The following is an 18,855-nucleotide window of genomic DNA, read 5'->3' on the forward strand; positions in this document are numbered from 1 at the left end:
ATCGCTATTAATTGACGTTGCGGTCGAGAAAAATTCGGCAAGTCATGCTGGTTTCGGTTATTGGCTTGGCGGGGTCGTCGTGATGAACTGTGAGGGTGACAGATCCGATGACCGTCGCAGTCGCGACCGCGATGGCTGGCAAAGCAGTCGAGGTCGCCGGAGAACCGGTCCGGGCCGCCGTCGCCGAACTCTCTCGGCGAGTCCGCGAACGGTTCCGGGGACGTCCGGCTGACGAGGAGGCCCTGGAGAGAGCGGCCGGCGATCCGGCTCCCGACCAGATCGCCAGGCTCGCGGGCGCCGTCGAGCGCCTCATGGCCGAGGATCCCGGATTCGGCGTGGAGCTGCGGAATCTCTGGAACCAGGCCCAGACCAACGCCGCCGCCACGAACGACGGCGTGGTCAACGTCCTCAACGGCCGGGCCGGAAAGGTGATCCAGCTCAGGGACGTCCACGGCGACCTGAACATCGGCTGATCTCTCTTCGCGGCGGGGTCAGCCGAAGGTGGGGAGGCCGTAGCGGTCCTGGTCGGAGGGGCGGGGGGCCTCGGGGCCGTCGCGGCCCAGGCGGAGCATGCGGCAGACGCGGACCGTGCGGAACTCGCGGCCCCGGACGTTGAACCTGTGGCCCGGCGTCGCGCGGATGCCGTCGGCGATCGCGGTCCACTCGGCGAGTTCGGCGTCCGACGGGGAGTCGCCCTGGAACTCGCGGAGCCTCGGCATCAGGTCGGTGAAGTGGCGCGCCAGCCGGTCGCGGGCCTCCTCGGGGTCGTCGCCGCCGGTGAGCGGGGCCCAGGCCTCGCCGTCGACCTCCACCGCGATGAAGGTGGGCGGGAGCAGGACGACCCCGGGGTGCGTGCGGACCGCGTGCCGCGCCTCCGTGCGGACCATCTCCGGGACGGTGCCGGGCACCGGGAGCCGCCCGACGAGGTTCAGCCGGAGTTGCGCCTCCCACTGGCCGCACGGCGCGGGCGGGTCGAGCAGGTGGTCGCGCAGCAGGGCGTCGGCGGAGAGGTCGGCGTCGGTGGACCGGGGCGGCTCCATCACGCGGTCGCCGAGCAGGATGAACTTCTCCACCCGGATGACCCGGTAGCGGCGGTCGCCGATCTCCCACTCGTCCTTGGCGAGCTGCTCGCCCTCCTCGGGGTCGAGGCGCGCGGCCGCCGCGAGCATCGCGCGGGCGGTCGGGGGGTCGGTCTCCTGCGCGGCGGCGGTGCGGAGGTCGATCGCGAGGTTGTAGCGGGCGGTGGCCGGGCCGTCCGCGCCCAGCGACCCGATCCGCCATTCTTTCCCAAATTGCACCGCATGGCCGAATTCGGGGGATCCTGCGGGAAAGAGCTTGGGGTACCGCCGGATCCGCTCACCGAGTTCCCGGTCTCGGACGTCCGCGACCGGATCCAGCCGGGCCACCACGTTGATGTGGTCGTACCCGGGCATCAGCGGGAAGGTCATGCCCGCATCCTGGCCGGATGCGGCAACGCCCGCACGGCTTTTCCCGCATTCGAACGCCCGGAAGATTGGGAGTTGAGGTATTTGCAGCGGTTATTCGAGCGCCCTATCAGTGAGGATGATAACGGCTTTCGCATCGTCCGGTTTGGGGGGCGGAGGTGCCCGCCCGGGGGCCGTCCGGCACGGCGGCATGGGAGCCGACGCCGTGCCGGACGGCGGTCTCGCGGAGCGGGCGTCAGGGACTGCCGCAGGTGACGGACGGGGCCGCCTGATTCCCGCCCGGGGCGTTGACGGTGAACCCGAAGGAGGCGGACGCGCCCGGAGCGAGGTTCGCGTTCCAGCTCACCGGCTTCACCGTGACGACGTTGCCGCTCGTGCTCGGGGTCCCGTTCCACAGGCCGCTGATCTGCTGCCCCGAGCCCATCGTCAGGACGGCCGTCCACGAGCTGACCGCGCCGGCGCCCGCCGTGATGGTCACCTGGCCGTTGAAGCCCGTGTCCCACTGCGCGGTGCGGGTGTAGGCGCAGGTGACGGTGCCCGGATCGCCCGGGCCGCCCGGGTCCGTGCCGCCGAGGGCTTCGAGGGACGCGTTGTAAGCGGGCTTCTTGCCGTAGTTCCCGTCGAACAGCAGTGCTGCCCCCTCACCGGGGAAGACGTCGGGAATCCACGAGTACTTGTCGGTGATGCCCCAGACGGTGATGACGGTGCAGCGCGGCACGGCGAGGCACGCGGAGACGACCTTCTTGTAGTCGTTCGCCTGGGTGGCGAGCTTGGAGGCGTCGGCGGGCGTGGACATGCGGATGTCCAGTTCGGTGATGTGGACGTCCACGCCCAGGTCGGCGAAGCGCTGCATATTGGCCTGCATGTCGGACGGGACGCCCCCCAGCGTCAGGTGCGCCTGCAAGCCCACGCAGTCGATCGGGACGCCGCGGGCCCTGAAGTCCTTGACCATGGCGTAGACGGCATTGCTCTTCGCGTTCTGGCCGTCGATGTTGTAGTCGTTGTAGCAGAGCTTGGCGCCGGGGTCGGCCGCGCGCGCCGCCCGGAACGCCTCCTCGATGTAGCCGTCGCCGATGACGCGCTGGAACACCGAGTCGCGCCGCGCGCCGGAACCGTCCTGGAACGCCTCGTTGACCACGTCCCAGTAGGCGATCTCGCCCGCGAAGTGGCCGGCCTCCTTGGCGATGTGGTTCCGCATGGCGCTCAGCAGGTCGTCGCGGGAGGAGATGGCACCGACCCAGCCCGGCAGCTGGTTGTGCCACACCAGGGTGTGCCCGCGGATCTTCATGCCCTGCGCCTGGGCGTGGCCGACGAGCTGGTCGGCGGCGCCGAAGCCGAACGAGTTCCTCGACGGCTCTGTGGTGTCCCACTTCATCTCGTTCTCGGGCGTGAGCTGGTTGAACTCGCGGTCGAGCGTGGAGACGTACGCCGACTCGCCCATGTGGGACTGGGCCGCGGCGGCGCCGAAGACCCGGCCTTTCGCCGCGGCGGCCTCCTTGAGGGTGCCCGGGGCGGCCGACGCGGGGAGCGCGACGGCGACCAGCGCCGCCAGGAGCAGTGCGCTCGCGCCGAGCAGCGCGAGAAGTGCTCTCCTCATGGTCTCCTCCTTGGGGTGGGGGACGAGAACCACCGAAAAGTTTCGATATCTTTTCGGTAGCCGAAGGGAAAGTAACCCCAGGAAACTCGGGCGTCAACGGTCTTTCCTTGTTTTCACAGGTCAGTGAAGCTTGCTGGTGATCCGGTCCGAGATCGTCCGTCGAAAGTTTTCGGACTGTGCTGGCGGGAGAGCCGGTCTCGATGCCATCTGCTGATCGATTCCGTTCGATCGAAGGTCGTTTTTCTCGATCGAGAAAAATGTGCGGCGAAAAACGTCGGACGGACCATTGAAATAATGATCGATAGGGCATCTTCCCAGAGAGGGGCGGAACGGAATCCATTCACATGCCAGTCGTTTTCCGCTGCCCCGGAACAGTGGACCGCGGCGTCCGGCGGGCTCCGCGGCGGAAGGGAGATCGATGGGAGATGCGGCAGTGCCGCGCGCCGACCTCGTGCTGGAGGGCGGCGGCGTGAAGGGCATCGCGCTGGTCGGCGCGATCGCCGAGACGCAGGCGCGGGGATATCGGCTCGGCGCGCCGGCCCGCGTCGCGGGGACGTCCGCCGGCGCCATCGTCGGAGCCCTGCTGGCGGCCGGGATGCCGGTCCCGGAGATGGTCGAGCTCATGCGGAAACTCGACTACCGGTCGTTCCAGGACGGCTCGCGCTTCGCCGTCGTACGGGGCCTGTCTCTGCTCACCACCCTCGGGCTGCACAAGGGCGACGCCCTGCACCGGTGGATCTCGGCGCGCCTGAAGGAATGCGGGGTCGAGACGTTCGGTCAGTTGAGACTGCGCGATCCCGATTCGGCGCTCCCGCCGGAGCGCGCCTACAAACTCGTCGTCGTGGTCTCCGACGTCAGCAGCGGGCGAATGGTCCGCCTGCCATGGGACTACGAACGGTACGGACTGGATCCCGACGAGCAGCCCGTCGCGGACGCGGTGCGCGCCTCGGCGTCCATTCCGGTGTTCTTCCGGCCGTGCCGCGTCTGCCGCAAGGACGGCCGCGCCTGCGTCCAGGTGGACGGCGGGATGCTCTCCAACTATCCGATCACCATCTTCGACCGGGAGGACCGCGAGCCCCGCTGGCCGACGTTCGGAGTGAAGCTGTCGGCCCGCCCCCTTCCCGGGGGCGTCTTCCCGCAGTGGCGCGCCGTCCGCGGCCCGGTCGGCTACGGGCGCGCGCTCGTCTCGACGATGGCGGAGGCGCACGACCGGGTGCAGATGGACGAGCCGGCCATCGTGGCCCGCACCATGTTCGCCCGCACCGACGGCGTCCTCGCGACCGACTTCGACCTCGACGCGGCGACCCGCGACCGTCTCTACACGGCGGGCCGCGAGGCCGCGGCCCGCTTCCTGGACGACTGGGACCACCGCGCCTACCTGGCGCGCCACCGGGCTCCCCGCCCCCTCGCGAGCCCGGCCCCCGACTGACCGCGCCGATCCCGGCCCCGGGTCAGAGGGTGGCGGCCAGCTCGTCGAGGGCGGTGGTGAGCACGTCCACGCCCTTCAGGAACTCGGCGATCTCGATGTGCTCCTCGTCGGAGTGGTCCAGCGAGCTGTCGCCCGGCCCGTACGTCGCCATGGGCACGTCCCAGTGGGGGGCGACGGTGTTCATGTCGGACGTGCCCGTCTTGAGCGTGGGCCTGGGCGTCCCGCCGTGCCGCCGGATGGCCGCCGACACCGCCCGCACCACCGGGTCGGCCCGCCCGCGCCGGACCGCCGGGACGTGCCGGACGATCGTGACCTCGCCGCCGTTCGCGCGGGCGCGCAGCCGCTCGGCCAGGGCCTCCGCGTCGTACCCGGGCGGGACGCGGCAGTCGACGTCGAGCCGCGCCTCGGTGAGGTCGCCGTGGACGCCGCGCAGGGTGGCGGCGGGCAGCCCGAACGCGCCGTGGTCGCGCTCGGGGCCGAGCGCCTCCAGCAGGTCGTGCCAGAACGCCACCGCGACCTCGGTGGCCTTGGCGGCGGGGTTCGTGGAGTGCGTCGCGGCGCGGGCCACCCGGTACCCGATGTCGATCTTGCCCTTGTAGCCGAGCACGACCCGCGACCAGCCGCTCGGCTCCCCGACCAGCAGCGCGTCCGGCGCGGGGACGGTGCGCGCCAGGTGCTCGCCGCCCCGCGACAGCCGTTCCTCCTCCACCGCCCCCACGACCCGCAGGGTGCCGGGGAACGAGGGCCGGGCCGCCGCCGCGCTGATCATCGCGGCGAGCGGCCCCTTGGCGTCCGCGGCGCCCCGGCCCACGAGCCGGCCGCCCTCGCGCCGCGCGGGCAGCGGCCGGTCGACGGTGTCGAGGTGGCTGAGCAGCATCACCACGGGCCCCCGGCCGGTGCCGATGTCGCCGATCACGTTGCCGGCCTCGTCGCGTCCCGCGGCCATGCCGAGGTCGTTCATGACCTTCTCCAGGTACCGCGCCAGCTCGTCCTCCCGGCCGGACGGGGAGGGGATCGACAGCATCGCGTGCAGCAGGTCGACGGGGCCGCTCATGTGATCTCCAGTGTCGTGCCGGCGCCGTCCAGGGCCGCGGTGACCGGGCGGGGGATCCGCCCGTCGCCGATCGACACCCGGGGGACGCCCGCGAGCAGGGCCTCGCGGGAGGCGATGAGCTTGCGGTGCATGCCGCCGCTCGCCGCGTGGGGGACGGGGCCCTCGCGCGGGAGCGGGCAGCGGTCGAGCAGGGAGCCCTCGTCGGACGGGTCGCGCAGCACGCCCGGCGCCGCCGTCAGCAGGACCAGCCGCTCGGCGCGCAGCGCGCCCGCGACCGCCGCCGCGACCCGGTCGGCGTCCACGTTCACCGGCGCGCCGTCCTCGCCCAGCGCGGGCGGCGACACCACGGGCACGAAGCCCGCGCCGACCAGCACGTTCAGCAACCGCGGCCGGACACCGGTGAGCCGCCCGCTGTGGTCGTCCCGGACGATGACGGTGCGGCCGTCGCGCACGGTGCGCTGCGCGGGCTTGCGCCGCGCCCGCAGCAGCCCGCCGTCCAGCCCCGTCACTCCGACGGCCGGGACGCCGCTCGCGGCCAGGGCGCGCAGCAGCCGCGGCTTGACCCGCCCGGCGAGCGCCAGCGTGAGCACCTCCAGCATGGCCGGATCGGTGTGGCGGCTGGTCACGCCGCTCGGCGAGACGAGGGTGCGGGCGGGCACGCCGAGGTCCGCGGCGAGCCGGTCGACGTCGGCGGCGCCGCCGTGCACGAGGACGGCCCGGCCCGCGAGCCCGGCGAGGTCCGCGCACACCGTCTCGGCGGGCACCGCACCGCCGCACTTCACGACGACGATCCCTCCCGCACCGGCCCCCATCAGACCGGGTGCAGGCCGGGGAACCCCAGGCCCAGGGTCTCGGGCTGGCCGGTGCGAATGTTCAGGCACTGCACCGCGGCGCCCGCTCCGCCCTTCACCAGGTTGTCCAGCGCGGCGATGGCGGTGATCCGGTCGCCGTCCACCGCGAAGCCGACGTCGCAGTAGTTGGACCCGGACAGCAGCTTCGGATCGGGGAGCCGGTGCGTTCCCGTGCGGTGCGCGACGATCCGCACGAACGGCTCGCCGGCGTAGCGCTCGCGGTAGGCGCGGCGGACGGCCCTCTCGTCGGCGGAGGCGGAGCCGGTGGCGTGGCAGACGACCTGCACTCCGCGCACGGCCTCGACCCCGGTGGCGGTCATCCTCGCGTTCAGCCCGGTCAGCCGCGCCACCTCCGCCTCGTGGCGGTGCCGCACGGGGGCGAACACCCGCAGCGCGCCGCTGCGTTCGGCGTGCAGGTTGGCGTCCCCGGCGAGGGCGCCCGACCCGCTCGACCCGGTGCGGGCGTCGATCTGCACGTCCGGGCCGATCAGCCCGGTCAGGGGGTGCAGCGCCAGGATCGCCGCCGTGGCCATGCACCCGGGCACGCTGATGAGGTCGGCCTCGGCCAGCTCCGCGCGGAACAGCTCGGGGACGCCGGGGACGAACGCGCCGAGCAGCCCGGGCGCGGCGTGCGGGACGCCGTAGTACCGCTCGTAGACGGCGGGGTCGGGGTCGCGGAAGTCGCCGGAGAGGTCGATGACCGTCCTGGCCCGTCCCCTCATCTCGGGCAGCAGGCTCATGGTGGCCTTGTGCGGGGTCGCCGTCAGCAGCACGTCGCAGGCGCCGAGGTCGTCCGGGGCGCTGAACAGCAGGTCGGTCTGGGCCCGCAGGTTGGGGTGGACGGAGTCCACGCGGCGGCCGGGGAACCGGGTCGAGATCGCGTGCGCGACCTCCGTCCCCGGATGGCCGATGAGCAGCCGCAGCAGCTCGCCGCCGAGGTATCCGGCGGCGCCCAGGACGCCGACCCGGATCACGCCGCCTCCAGCAGGTGGGAGACGATCGCGTCCGCGACGTCCACGTCCTCGCCGTGCGCGTCCTGGAACCCGCGGAACTCGACGTTGTGGTTGACCTCCAGGACGAGCGGCCCTTCGGGGCCCTCGATCAGGTCGACGCCCAGGATCCCGCCGCCCACGGCCCGCGCGGCCCGCAGGGCCGGCTCGACCAGGTCGGGCGTGAGCGGGCAGGGCTCGGAGCGCGCGCCCCGGGCGGCGTTGGTGCGCCAGCCGTCCGAGTAGCGGTACGTCGCGCCCACCACCGTGTCCCCGGCGACGATCACCCGGATGTCGCGTCCCGGTTTGTCGACGAGTTCCTGCAGGTAGACGATGTGCTGGAGCGGGGAGGGCAGCGCGGCCCGGTGCTCCAGGACGGCCTGCGCCGACTCCCGGTCGCGCACGGCCGCCGCGAGCCGTCCCCACGACCCCGTCAGCGGTTTGATCACCACGGGGAAGCCCAGCCGCTCGGCGGCCTCGGCGCCCTCGTCCGGGGTGAGCGCGACCGCCGTGCGCGGGGAGGGGACGCCGGCGCGCTCCAGCTCCAGCGAGGTGCGCAGCTTGTCACCGCACACGGTGATCACCTCCGACCGGTTGACCGTCGGCACCCCGCGCGCCTCCAGGATCATCGACGCGTAGAGGGCGCGGCTGTGGGAGATCTCCCGGTTCAGCGCCGCCGCGTACCGCGGCCCGGCGCTCGCCGCCCCACCGCCCAGTTCGGCGCTGAACCGCCGGGTGTCCACGTGCGCGTACGGCACGCCGCGGCGCTCCAGCGCGGCGAAGACGCGCTTCTCCTCGTACCGCACCCGGGAGGCCAGCACGGCCACCGGCCTCACTCGCCCCAGTCCTCCTCGATCTCGGGGGCGAGCGCGAGGGTGACCGGGTCGAGGCCGACGACCTCCAGCTCGCTGGAGCAGTCGGCGCACTGCGCGATCTCGCTGAGCCGGACGGGCTCGGCGAGCTGGACCGGGCCCTCACACTCGGGACAGGTCTGGGTCATGCGTGCCACCTCCGTGGGTTCCGCTGGTCAGGTGCAGCGCGGCGGCGACGACCGCGCCCGCCGTGATGCCGTACCGGTCGAGCAGGTCCTCCTGGCCGCCCGCGCGCTCGGCGAACGTGTCGGGCATGCCGACCCGCGCCACCCGGGCCGGCGCGTGCTCGGCGAGGGTCTCGGCGACGGCGCCGCCGAGGCCGCCCGAGCGCCAGTGCTCCTCGACGGTGACGACGCCCGCGGTGCCCTCGGCCGCCGCGACGACGGCCGCGACGTCGAGCGGGCGCAGCGTGTGCAGGTTGAGGACGGCGGCGCGCACGCCCTGCCCGGCGAGCCGGTCGGCGGCGCGCGCCGCGGCCAGCACCGGGTGCGGTCCGCAGGCGACGATCGCCACGTCCCCGCCGCGCCGCAGCCACTGCGCCCGACCGATCTCGAACGGGCCGCCTCCGGGCGCCGCGCCGTCCAGGTCGGGGGTGGCGGAGCGGCCGAGCCGGATGTAGGCGGGGCCGGGCAGCGCCGCGCTCTGCCGGACGGCCTCGCCCGCCTGCCCGGCGTCGCCCGGGACGACCACGGTGAAGCCGGGCAGCGCCCGCATGATCGCCAGGTCCTCCAGCGCGTGGTGGGTCGGGCCGAGGTGCCCGGCGGCCAGCCCGCCGTGGGTGGCGACGATGCGGACCGGCAGCGCGTTGTACGCGATGTCGATCTTGATGGCCTCCAGCGCCCGGGTCGCGGCGAAGGTCGCCATCGTGGTGACGAACGGGACGTTCCCGCTGGCGGCCAGGCCCGCGGCCGTGCCCATCAGGCTGTGCTCGGCGATGCCGAGGTTGAGGTAGCGGCCGGGGACGCCGGCGAAGGCGGCCGCCTCGAACAGCCCGGTGTCGCTGTCCAGGCAGTACAGCCGGTCGTCGGCGCGCATCAACTCCGGCAGCAGGTCGCGGTACACCTCCCGCGCGGAGCGCGGCCGGGGCGTCTCCTGGGCGCGGCCGGCCGTCATGAGACGGCCCGCCTGCGCCGGGCCTGGAGCACGGCCAGGGACCGCTCGGCCTGGCGGCCGCTCAGCCTGGCGTAGTGGCTGCGCGTCTTCGCCTCCAGCGACGGCAGGCCGCGCCCCTTGACGGTGCGGGCGAGGACCACCGTCGGAGGCCCCTCTCCGGTTCCGCCCGGGGCGAGCGCCTCGCGCAGCGCGCCGAAGTCGTGGCCGTCGGCCTCGCGCACCGTCCAGCCGAAGCTGCGCCAGCGGTCCGCCAGCGGCTCCAGCCCGATCGCGTCCTCGGTGGGGCCGGTGATCTGGAGGCGGTTGCGGTCGACGACGGCCGTCAGGTTGCCGAGGCCGAGCGAGGCCGAGGCCATGGCCGCCTCCCAGACGGCGCCCTCCTGCAGTTCGCCGTCGCCGAGGACGGCGAAGCAGCGGCGGCCCCGGTCGGCGACGGCGAACCCGTTGGCGAGCGCGAGCCCGTGCCCGAGCGATCCGGTGGGCATCTCCACCCCCGGCACCGCGCGGACGGGGTGGCCCATCAGCCGGCTGCCCGGCCGTGAGTACTCCGCCAGCTCCGCGACGGGGAAGTAGCCCCGCTCGGCCAGCACCGCGTACAGGCACATCGCGCCGTGCCCCTTGCTGAGGATGAAGATGTCACGCTCCAGCGCGGCGGGGCGGCGCGGATCGACCCGCATCACCTCGAAGTACAGCAGGGTGAGGATCTCCACCAGCGACATCGAGCCGCCGAGGTGGCCGCCCTCCGGCCCGGCGCACATCCGCACGATGTGCTCGCGGACCCGGTGGGCGACCGCCGGAAGGTCCGCCGCCGGACCGGCCGGCGCCGGCGCGCCCATCAGCGCCCGCCGGGAAGCGAGGCGAGCACGAAGTGGCCGGGCAGGTGGACGGCGAGGCCCTCGCGGATCTCGGCCACCAGCGCGTCCCCGTCCAGCCGGATCGTCGAGGACCGGCGGTCCAGCAGCGTCGCGGCGGCGGTGAAGTCGCCGACGAGGGCCGTGCCCGCGGGCACCATGCGGGTCCTGCTGACCTTGACGCCCTGCACGGCGAGCCGTTCGAGGAACGCGCCGTCCGCCACGAGCGGCCACCAGTCGTCGGGGTGCATGACGATCCCGTCCGCCGACCCGCCGTACCACTCGCACAGCGCCGCCGTCGCGAGCAGGGTCCGGGCGGCCGAACCGCCGTCCGCCGGGTCGGAGGGCCGTTCGCGAAGGCCGGGGACGCGCAGCAGGCCCTGGATCGGCCCCGTCCCGTTGAGCAGGACGTCGTTCTCCGCCGTGCCGAGCCGCACCAGCAGGCGGTAGTCGACGAACGCGGCGAGCGCGGCCGGGTCGGCGAGGATCTCCTTGGGCACCGGCACCGAGGCCCGCACGACCTGCGTCCGGACGGTCGCGGAGCCGACCTCGAACTCCCACTCGGGGGCGGCGTCGTCCGGCGAGGTGTTCTCGGCCCGCTCGGTGAAGACGGTGACCTCGTCGGCGTCGACGACGGCCTTGCGGAGCAGGTGCCGGACGGTCAGGCGGGGACGGCGCTTGGCGGGCGGGAACAGGTCGCTGATGGAGGCGCGTAGCTCGACCGCCGCGTCCGGCCCGTGACGGGCGTGGGCGAGCGCGAACTCCTCGCCCGGGCTGCGCCGGGTCAGCTCGGGGTCGTCCAGCATCATGCGCACGTCGGGCACCGGCATCTCGGACATGGTCAGACCCCCAGGGAGCGGCCGCCGTCGACGACCTGGACGGTGCCGGTGACGAAGCTCGCGCGGGCGCTCAGCAGGAACACCCCGGCCGCCGCGACCTCCTCCGGCCGGGCGACCCGGCCGAGCGGGATGCCCGCCTCCCGCGCGACGCGGGCCGTCTCCGCCTCGGGTTCGCCGGTGAGGCCGGACAGCAGCGCGTCCGTCGCGGTGTATCCGGGCGCGAGGACGTTGACGGTGACGTCCCCGGGGCCGAGTTCGTGCACCAGGGTCTTGGCGTAGCCGACGAGCCCGGTCCGCACGATCCCCGAGAGCGCGAACGCGGGGATGAGGTCGCGGATCGTCTCGCTGGTGATCATCAGGATCCGGCCCCAGCCGGCCTCCCGCAGGTGCGGCAGCGCCGCCTGCGCGAGCCCGATGTGGGAGACCATCGCGAGGTCGAGGGCGGCGCGGTAGTCGTCCGGGCCGAACGCCCCGGTCGGCCCGGCGGGCGGCCCGCCCGCGTTGGTGACCATGATGTGGACGGCGCCGTGCTCGGCCGCGGCGTCGTCCACCCAGGCCCGCGCCGCCTCGGTGTCGCGCACGTCCAGCGCCCGGGTGCCGACCTCCGCGCCGAGGTCCGCGCGGATCGCGTCGCGGGCCTTGGCCAGCCGGCCGGGGTCGCGGCCCGCGATCGACACCGCGGCGCCCTCGCGGACCAGGTCGCGGGCGATCGCGAGGCCGATGCCCGCCGACCCGCCCGCGACCAGGGCCACCTTTCCGTCCAGTCCGAGGTCCACGTCACACCCTCTTCTCGTAGCCGTACCGGTGCAGCAGCGGGAGCGCCATGAGCGTGGTGGCGGAACGCTGGGAGCGCGGGAGCGCGGCGTGCCACCTGCGGTCCTCCTCGATCCGGGTCCGGCCGCGGCCGAACCGGTTGGGGTTGCCGGTGACGGTGTGGTTGCCGCCGAGCTCGACCGTCCCGTCGGCGGCCACGGGGTTCGGGCCCTCGTGGCCGAGCAGGTCCAGGATGGTTCCGACCGCGGCGCGGGGGCTGCGGACTAGCGCCTCGTAGCGCATGTGCAGCGAGCGGTCCGGGTGCGCGCGGCCGACCGCCTCGGCCGCCAGGTTGAAGCCGGTCCAGTGCCAGGTGCTGTTCAGCGCGGAGCGGCGGCCCGTGTACGCCTTGGGCCGCAGCCACGAGCAGGCGACCGCGCGGGGGTCGCGGATCAGGTGGACGTAGCGGCCCTCCACGCCCGGCAGGGACGCCAGCAGCGCGGCGTCGGAGGCGAACTTGGAGCTGTCGACGATGACGCGGGCGCCCGAGACCCGGGCGATGGCGCGGTAGGCGGCGGCGAGCGCGTCCGGCCACCCGTTGCGCGGCGGGTCGCGCAGCACCCGCCAGGTGTGCCGGGTCCGGTACGCGTCCTGCCAGGCGACGACCTCGGCGGCGTGCCGTTCGAGGGACGTCCCGGGCGGGCGGACCTCCTCCAGCACCGCGGACCAGAACGGGCATTCGCGATGGCCGAGCCCGCACCCGCACCTGCCGTTGCTGCCCGTTCCGAGAACCCCGTTCAGCCAGAGGAAACGCAGTTCGCCGACGTGCACGATCCCCGGGGCCTCGGCGAGGACGTTGCCCAGCATGGTGCTGCCGCTGCGACACCAACCGGTGATGTAAAGCACCTTCATTGGCAAAACCGCGACCTTCCGGGGTGTACCGGCACAAGCTGGTCGGGAACATAAAAACATGATCTTCCGTAAAGTGGAACCATCAAGAGAGGAACAGGATTGATTCGTCTTTTTGTGACGTCATGACATAACAGAGCGGGGTCGTGATGGCCGGGACGGCCAGCGCTCCGCAATATCGGCGGGCACGCTGGTGGGGGCGCCGGTGAGCGCCTGACGTGGGAGCGGCTCGCGTCAGCGGCCCCAGGCGGGACGCTCGACGATCTCGACGGCGGCGCACGTCCAGGCGAACCCGGCGCCGATCCCGACCAGCAGCACCCGGTCGCCCGCCCCCACCCGCCCGGACTCCACCAGATCGGTCAGGCCGGTGAGCTGGTCGGCCGCGCCGACGTGGCCGGTGCGGCGGCCCCAGTCCCAGGTGGTGCGTTCCACGTCCAGGCCCAGCGGCTCGGCGTACCGGGTGCGCAGCACGTGCAGGCCGACGTTGGGGAAGGCGAACCGGGAGATGTCGGCGATCTTCAGCCCGGCCTCGTCCAGCGTCCGGCCGACGGCCTCGGTCAGGCCGGAGGCGGTCCGCTCCGCGAGGCTCCCCACCAGCGCCCTGGCGTGCGCGGCGAAAGCGGAGCGGCGCGCACGCACGTCCACCGGGCGGCCGGGCGCGGACGCGAACGGCTCGTCGCCGCGGTACATGCCCTCCAGCGCGGTGTCGACGACCGTCGAGACGGCCAGCAGCCGGGCGAAGCCCTCCCGGGCGAGCACCGCCGCGGCGGCGCCGTCCCCGTAGACGATGCCGCGCACGTCCCCGCGCCACCGGTCGAACCCGGGGTCGGTGAACCGGTCCGCGGTCGTGACCAGGGCGGACGCGCGGGACGCGTCGGCAGCCAGGTAGGAGGCGGCCAGTTCCAGCGCGCCGAGGGCCCCCGCGCACATCTGCTGGACGTCCAGCGCGGGCGCGTGCCGGCCGTCGTCCCCGAGGACCTCGCGGTGCACGTACGAGGCGGCCGGCCAGTAGTCGACGCCCTGGAACCAGGCCGACGCGTGCAGCAGCAGCGCGACGGCGGACGGCGGGATCCCGGACCGCTCCAGCGCGCGGCGCGCCGCCGCGGCCGCCATCTCGGGCGGGGCCTCGCCGGCGGCCACGGCGACGGAGGCGTACCCGTCGGCCCTCCGGTCGTCGGCGTCGTAGCGGCCGCCGTCCACCGCCCCGTCCACGTCCACCGCCTCGGGAATCCGGTGGGCGAGCCCGGCGAGGAACAGACCGTCGCAGCGCATGTGCGGACCTCCGGAGAGTGACGGCAAACAAATCACACATTATGTTGATCTTCTTCGCGGGGCGAGAGCCGTTTCGGTGGCGGAGGGAGATCGCAGTGGGCGACGGACGGCACTCGGTGCCGCTACCCGGAACGCGATGGTCGGTTTGGCGAGATGTGCTGATCCGCTCCACCGGATTCCCCGCGGACGGGCTCGCGCTTTTCGCCGCGCCGGAATGCGCCGCGACCGCCGATGCCTTTCTCGACGGCATCGCCGGAGAAACCGAATTCGCGCAGGCCATGGACGCCGCATTGGCGGACGCGGGCCGCGCCGCGGCGAAGATCGCCGCCGACCCGCTCTTCCGCGAGGCGGTGACATGGCAGAACCCCACCGCCGCGGTGCATTTGGCACGTCTCGCCGACGGCCCGGCCGCCCGGCCCGGGAAGAACCCGAGGCTGGAGCGCAAGAAGCGGCGGGGGCGCGAGAACACCCTCGTCCGCTACTGGCAGCGCTACTGCGGCAAGAACGACACCGCCGGGTTCTTCGGCCCCGTCGCCTGGGGCACGATCGACCCCGAGGCGGCGGACGCGGTCGAGGCGAGGCCCGGCGGGGGACTGCTGCGGTCCCGCAAGGTCGACTACGAGTTCTGGGCGCTGGAGGCCTACGTCGCCGCGCTCCTGGACGACCCGGACGTGGCGCCGTGGCTGCCCGTCGGCATCCACCCGCACCTGCTCGTCCGGGGAGAGGACGTCCTGCGGCCGGGAGAGGACCCGCGGCACCTGACCACCGCCGAAGCCGAGGTGCTGTCCCGCTGCGACGGCACCCGGCCCGCTGCCGAGGTCGCACCCGGTCCGCACCTGGCCGCCGCCCTGGACCGGCTGGTCGAGGACGGGATCGTCTGGCGGGGCGTGAACATGCCGTACAACCCGCGGGCGGAGCGGGTGCTCCGCGACACCCTCGCCGCGATCGCCGAGCCGCGGGCCCGGGAACGGGCACTGGCCGGACTCGCCCGGCTCGACCGCGCCCGCGCGTCCGTGGCCGCCGCGGCGGGCGACCCCGACGCCCTGGCCGCCGCGCTGGAACGCCTGGACGCCGAGTTCACCGCCGTCACCGGGGCGGAGCCGGAGCGGCGCAGCGGGCAGATGTACGCGGGACGGCGGCTCTGCTACGAGGACACCGTCCGCGACCTGGACGTCACGTTCGGCGGCCCGCTCCTGGACGCGCTCTCCGGCCCGTTCGGGTCCGTCCTCCTGCCCGCCGCGCGCTGGCTGTCGGCGACCCTCGCGGACGCCTACGACGCCGCGTTCCGCGACCTGTACCGCGACCTGCTCGAACCGGGCGCCCGCGGCGTGCCGATGCCGGCGTTCTGGGACGCCGCCCAGGCCCTGCTGACCGGGCGCGACCGCCCCGCCGACGCGGTCGCCGCCGAGTTCGCCCGCCGCTGGAACGCGCTGTTCGGCCTGGACGGCGCGCCGGACGAGCGCCGCCTCACCTTCACCGCCGCCGACCTGGCGGCTCCCGCCGCCCGGCTGTTCGCCGCCGAGCGCCCCGGCTGGGCGGGAGCCCGCATCCACAGCCCCGACCTGTGCCTCGGCGCGGCCGGCCCCGAGGCGATGGCGGCGGGGGAGTTCACCCTCGTCCTCGGCGAGATGCACACCGCGTGGCCGACCCTCGACTGCGCCGTCTTCGCCGACCGGCACCCCGACCCCGGCCGGCTGCGCGCCGCGGCGGCCGAGGACATCGGCCCCCAGTTCCGGCCGCTGTACCCGACCTGGTGGCCCCAGTACACCGCGCGCATCGCCCCCGTCCTCGGAGTCACCGACCACCAGCTCGCCTTCGCCCCGGCGCCGGGAGCGGACCCCGCCCGCGTCCTGCCGCTGGTCGCGCTCACCGTGCACGAGCACGCCGGCGCTCTGGAGGTCACCGGGCCGGACGGGCTCCGGTGCCCGCTCCGCGAGGTGTTCGCGCTGCTGTTCGGCTGGCTCGGCGCCGAGGCGTTCAAGCTCGCCGGCGCCGGCCCCCACCACCCGCGCCTGACGCTGGACGGGCTCGTCGTCGCCCGCGAGACCTGGCGCACGACCGTCGGCGGGACGGCCGTCGCGCCCGCGCACGGGCCCCGCGAGTACCTTGCCGCCCGCCGCCTGCGCCGCTCCCTCGGCATGCCCGAACGCGTCTTCGCCAAGGTCGGCACGGAGGTCAAACCGGTCTACGTCGACTTCACCGGCCCCCGGTACGTCTCCTCGTTCGCCACGCTGCTGCGCGCCGCCCGCGCGACCGCCGGCGACGACGTCCCCGTCGTCTTCACCGAACTCCTCCCGGACCTGGACGAACCGTGGCTGCCCGACGCGGCGGGCCGGCGCTACGGCTGCGAGCTGCGCCTTCAGTTCTGCGATCCGGAACGTCCCTGAGAGCGGAAGGCGGCCAGCGCCAGAAGCATGCAGGCGGTGAACGCCACCCCGGCCGTGAAGGCGTCCCGCATGCCGTCCACCTTCGACGAACCGGCGTGGTCCACGGTGACCAGGACGGCGACGCCCAGCGACCCGCCGATCTGCTGCATGCTCTGGAGCAGCGCCGAGGCCGCCCCGGACTCCCCGGGCGGCACCGACCGCATCGCCGTGAACGTCGCCGCCACCGCCACCAGTCCCGTCCCCGCCCCGAACAGCAGCACCGGCCCGAGGATCATCGCGACGTAGGTGCCGTCCCGCGACACCTGCGTCAGCCACACCATCCCGGCCACGCACAGCACGGTCCCGGCCGCCATGATCGGCCGCGGCCCGTACCGGGGCAGCAGCCCGGGCACGGCCCGGCTGGCGGCGATCAGCGCGATCGTCGTCGGCAGGAACCCGAACCCCGTCGCCAGCGGCCCGTACCCCAGCACCCCCTGCACGTAGAGGGTCAGGAAGAACAGCATCCCGCTCATGGCAGCCGTGAGCAGGAACCGCATGAGGAAGGCGCCCACCCGGTCCCGGTCGGCGAACAGCCCCAGCGGGACGATCGGCTGCCGCGCGCGCGCCTCGACCACCGGGAACAGCACGAGCAGCGCCGCCGCCCCGCAGAAGGCGCCCACCGTGAGCGCCCCGGACCACCCCTGCTCGGCGGCGCGGATGAACCCGTACACCAGCAGCGTCGCCCCGGCGGTGCACGCGACCGCCCCGCCCGCGTCGAACCGTCCCTCCTGCCTGGCCGACTCCCGCACGACCCGCGGCACGAGCAGCACGATCGCGAGGCCCACCGGCACGTTGACGAACAGCACGGCCCGCCAGGACGCCCACGCGGTCAGGACGCCCCCGAGCACCAGCCCGGCGACCATCCCCACACTCGCGACCATGGAGAACACGGCCAGCGCCCGGCTCCTGCCCTCCGCGTCCTGGAAGGTGGTAGCGATGAGCGCCAGCGCGCCCGGGCCCGCGAACGCGGCCCCCGCCCCCTGCATCGCCCGAGCCGCCAGCAGCCACCCCGGCGAAACCGCGAACCCTCCGGCCAGCGACGCGACGGTGAACACCCCGACCCCCGCGACGAACACCCGCCGGTGCCCGAGCAGATCACCGGCCCGCCCCCCGAGCAGCAGCAGCCCCCCGAACGCGAGCGTGTACGCGTTCACCACCCACGACAGCCCGGCGTCGCCGAACCCGAGCCCCCGCTGGATGCTGGGCAACGCGATGTTCACGATCGAGGCGTCGACCACCAGGGTGAGCTGGCACCCGCACAGCAGCGCCAGCGCCGGCCCCCCACCCCCCGCACCCACCCGACGCCGACCAGACGCTTCCGCAGGGAGCATGGGTCTCCTAACCACGAGCGGCCAGCCCAAAAGCTAACCAACCCCCCACACCCCCACCACCCCCCAGATCTGTCTCAGCGGCGGGTGTAGTGGGCGATGATGACGCCCTTGGGGGTGGTGACGCTGCCGGTGAGGTCGAACTCGGTCAGCGGGGCGGGGCCCTCGAAGAGGCGCTTGCCGGAGCCCAGGGTCAGCGGGTGGATCAGCAGCGTGTAGTGGTCGATCAGGCCGGCGGCGTGCAGGCTCCGGACCAGCGAGGCGCTGCCGTTGATCGCGAGGTTCCCGCCCGGCCGGGCCTTCAGTTCCGCCACCGTCTCGACGGCCTCGCCGCGCAGGAGGAACGAGTTCTCCCACGCGTCCGCGTCGTCCAGCGTCTTCGACACCACGTACTTCGTGGCCGCGTTCATGTGCGTGCTGAACGGGTTGCCGTCGGTGGCGCGGCCCCACGCGTTGAGGAAGTCCTCCCACGTCCGGCGCCCGAACAGCATGTCTCCGGCGTTGGCCATCCCCTTGGCCATCTCGCGGCCCATCACCTCGTCGTTGTACTGCGGGCCCCAGCCGCCGTGGGCGAACCCGTCGCGGGTGTCCTCGTCCGGGCGTCCCAGGCCCTGGACCACCCCATCGAGGGAGACGAACATCGTGACGCTGATCGAACGCATCGGCCCGGTCCTTCCTTGTAGTGCGGGCCGCCCGGTCGGGGCCCGTCACCCTCTACACGAACGCTCGCCCCCGGAATCGACAGCGCCCCTGGAATCGACGGCGCCCCGGGTCGCGCCGCCGAGCGGGGACGCCCGACCCGCGCATCCGTCGAAGCGCTTAACCCAAACCTCGGACGGCGGCCGGATTCGGTCAGCTAGCAGATTTTGTAGCAAAGTCGCGTGCCGAGAGCAGTTCTTATGGGGAATGGCGGGGAGGTGCGGCGCGATCGGTGGCCGGGTTTCCGGATGTTGGGCGGTGGTGGGCGCCGAGAACGCGGCGGGACATTGACTTCTGAGTTCACTCCGCGTCGGTGGGATGGTGGAATCGCCGGGCGGGCCGCCGGACGGCGGTCGGCGCGACCATGTATGCGCTGACCAGCGGGTCTGCAGGGAGCCATCTGCCTGCGGAGTTCGAGGTGAGCTCCA

18 protein-coding genes are annotated in these 18,855 nt (G+C 73.9%); 3 read left to right on the forward strand and 15 right to left on the reverse strand.

Annotated elements, in window-relative coordinates:
* The first annotated feature begins 107 nt into the window (after positions 1-107).
* Positions 108-473: a hypothetical protein gene (locus tag ABD944_RS22185; RefSeq protein ID WP_345179369.1), complete on the forward strand. Its 366-nt coding sequence runs from the start codon at positions 108-110 to the stop codon at positions 471-473.
* 18 nt (positions 474-491) lie between these two features.
* On the opposite strand, the gene ABD944_RS22190 is transcribed toward ABD944_RS22185, so the two are convergent.
* Positions 492-1,448 (reverse strand): DUF5954 family protein, encoded by a 957-nt coding sequence (locus ABD944_RS22190; RefSeq protein ID WP_345179371.1) that lies wholly within the window; start codon positions 1,446-1,448, stop codon positions 492-494.
* Between the two features lie 232 nt (positions 1,449-1,680).
* The gene (locus tag ABD944_RS22195; protein ID WP_345179373.1) at positions 1,681-3,042 is read right to left on the reverse strand and encodes a glycoside hydrolase family 10 protein; all 1,362 of its coding nucleotides are present in this window, start codon (positions 3,040-3,042) and stop codon (positions 1,681-1,683) included.
* Positions 3,043-3,460: 418 nt separating this feature from the next.
* Here ABD944_RS22195 and ABD944_RS22200 point away from each other — a divergent pair, with 418 nt between their 5' ends.
* Entirely contained in the window at positions 3,461-4,471 is a 1,011-nt protein-coding gene (locus ABD944_RS22200) for a patatin-like phospholipase family protein (protein WP_345179374.1), read from the forward strand.
* A 22-nt stretch (positions 4,472-4,493) separates the two neighbouring features.
* Here ABD944_RS22200 and ABD944_RS22205 read toward each other — a convergent pair whose 3' ends face one another.
* The 11 genes from ABD944_RS22205 to ABD944_RS22255 form a co-directional block, all read right to left on the reverse strand.
* Positions 4,494-5,525: a M20/M25/M40 family metallo-hydrolase gene (locus tag ABD944_RS22205; RefSeq protein ID WP_345179376.1), complete on the reverse strand. Its 1,032-nt coding sequence runs from the start codon at positions 5,523-5,525 to the stop codon at positions 4,494-4,496.
* A complete protein-coding gene (locus tag ABD944_RS22210) occupies positions 5,522-6,307 on the reverse strand; it encodes a [LysW]-aminoadipate kinase (protein ID WP_345179378.1) in 786 nt (261 codons plus the stop codon). Before ABD944_RS22210 ends, ABD944_RS22205 begins: the two co-directional genes overlap by 4 nt.
* A 29-nt stretch (positions 6,308-6,336) precedes the next feature.
* The gene (gene argC / locus ABD944_RS22215; protein WP_345179380.1) at positions 6,337-7,350 is read right to left on the reverse strand and encodes an N-acetyl-gamma-glutamyl-phosphate reductase; all 1,014 of its coding nucleotides are present in this window, start codon (positions 7,348-7,350) and stop codon (positions 6,337-6,339) included.
* Complete coding sequence (lysX, locus tag ABD944_RS22220; RefSeq protein ID WP_345179382.1) at positions 7,347-8,201, reverse strand: lysine biosynthesis protein LysX; 855 nt, start codon at positions 8,199-8,201, stop codon at positions 7,347-7,349. Before lysX ends, argC begins: the two co-directional genes overlap by 4 nt.
* Positions 8,198-8,365, reverse strand: a complete 168-nt coding sequence (lysW, locus tag ABD944_RS22225) for a lysine biosynthesis protein LysW (protein ID WP_179846692.1) — start codon at positions 8,363-8,365, stop codon at positions 8,198-8,200. Before lysW ends, lysX begins: the two co-directional genes overlap by 4 nt.
* Positions 8,340-9,350 carry a transketolase family protein gene (locus ABD944_RS22230; RefSeq protein WP_345179384.1) on the reverse strand — a complete coding sequence of 337 codons (1,011 nt, stop codon included), beginning with the start codon at positions 9,348-9,350 and terminating at the stop codon, positions 8,340-8,342. The genes lysW and ABD944_RS22230 overlap by 26 nt, the downstream gene beginning before the upstream one ends.
* A complete protein-coding gene (locus tag ABD944_RS22235) occupies positions 9,347-10,186 on the reverse strand; it encodes a transketolase (RefSeq protein WP_345179385.1) in 840 nt (279 codons plus the stop codon). Before ABD944_RS22235 ends, ABD944_RS22230 begins: the two co-directional genes overlap by 4 nt.
* Positions 10,186-11,040, reverse strand: a complete 855-nt coding sequence (locus tag ABD944_RS22240; protein WP_345179388.1) for a family 3 encapsulin nanocompartment shell protein — start codon at positions 11,038-11,040, stop codon at positions 10,186-10,188. The genes ABD944_RS22235 and ABD944_RS22240 overlap by 1 nt, the downstream gene beginning before the upstream one ends.
* 2 nt (positions 11,041-11,042) lie before the next feature.
* The gene (locus ABD944_RS22245) at positions 11,043-11,816 is read right to left on the reverse strand and encodes an SDR family NAD(P)-dependent oxidoreductase (RefSeq protein ID WP_345179389.1); all 774 of its coding nucleotides are present in this window, start codon (positions 11,814-11,816) and stop codon (positions 11,043-11,045) included.
* Position 11,817: 1 nt separating this feature from the next.
* Complete coding sequence (locus ABD944_RS22250) at positions 11,818-12,705, reverse strand: sulfotransferase (protein WP_345179390.1); 888 nt, start codon at positions 12,703-12,705, stop codon at positions 11,818-11,820.
* 231 nt (positions 12,706-12,936) lie between these two features.
* Complete coding sequence (locus tag ABD944_RS22255; protein ID WP_345179391.1) at positions 12,937-13,974, reverse strand: ketoacyl-ACP synthase III family protein; 1,038 nt, start codon at positions 13,972-13,974, stop codon at positions 12,937-12,939.
* Between the two features lie 155 nt (positions 13,975-14,129).
* On the opposite strand from ABD944_RS22255, the gene ABD944_RS22260 reads away from it, so the two are divergent.
* Entirely contained in the window at positions 14,130-16,361 is a 2,232-nt protein-coding gene (locus ABD944_RS22260) for a lantibiotic dehydratase (RefSeq protein ID WP_345179393.1), read from the forward strand.
* Here ABD944_RS22260 and ABD944_RS22265 read toward each other — a convergent pair.
* Together ABD944_RS22265 and ABD944_RS22270 are read right to left on the reverse strand one after the other, a co-directional pair.
* A complete protein-coding gene (locus tag ABD944_RS22265; protein ID WP_345179394.1) occupies positions 16,334-17,698 on the reverse strand; it encodes an MFS transporter in 1,365 nt (454 codons plus the stop codon). The two genes, ABD944_RS22260 and ABD944_RS22265, sit on opposite strands and share 28 nt — an antisense overlap.
* Before the next feature lie 107 nt (positions 17,699-17,805).
* Positions 17,806-18,390 carry a dihydrofolate reductase family protein gene (locus tag ABD944_RS22270; RefSeq protein ID WP_345179396.1) on the reverse strand — a complete coding sequence of 195 codons (585 nt, stop codon included), beginning with the start codon at positions 18,388-18,390 and terminating at the stop codon, positions 17,806-17,808.
* Positions 18,391-18,855 lie beyond the last annotated feature (465 nt).

Origin of the sequence: Actinomadura verrucosospora, from assembly GCF_039540335.1 — a bacterium.
In the GTDB taxonomy this organism is placed as follows: Bacteria; Actinomycetota; Actinomycetes; order Streptosporangiales; family Streptosporangiaceae; genus Spirillospora; species Spirillospora verrucosospora.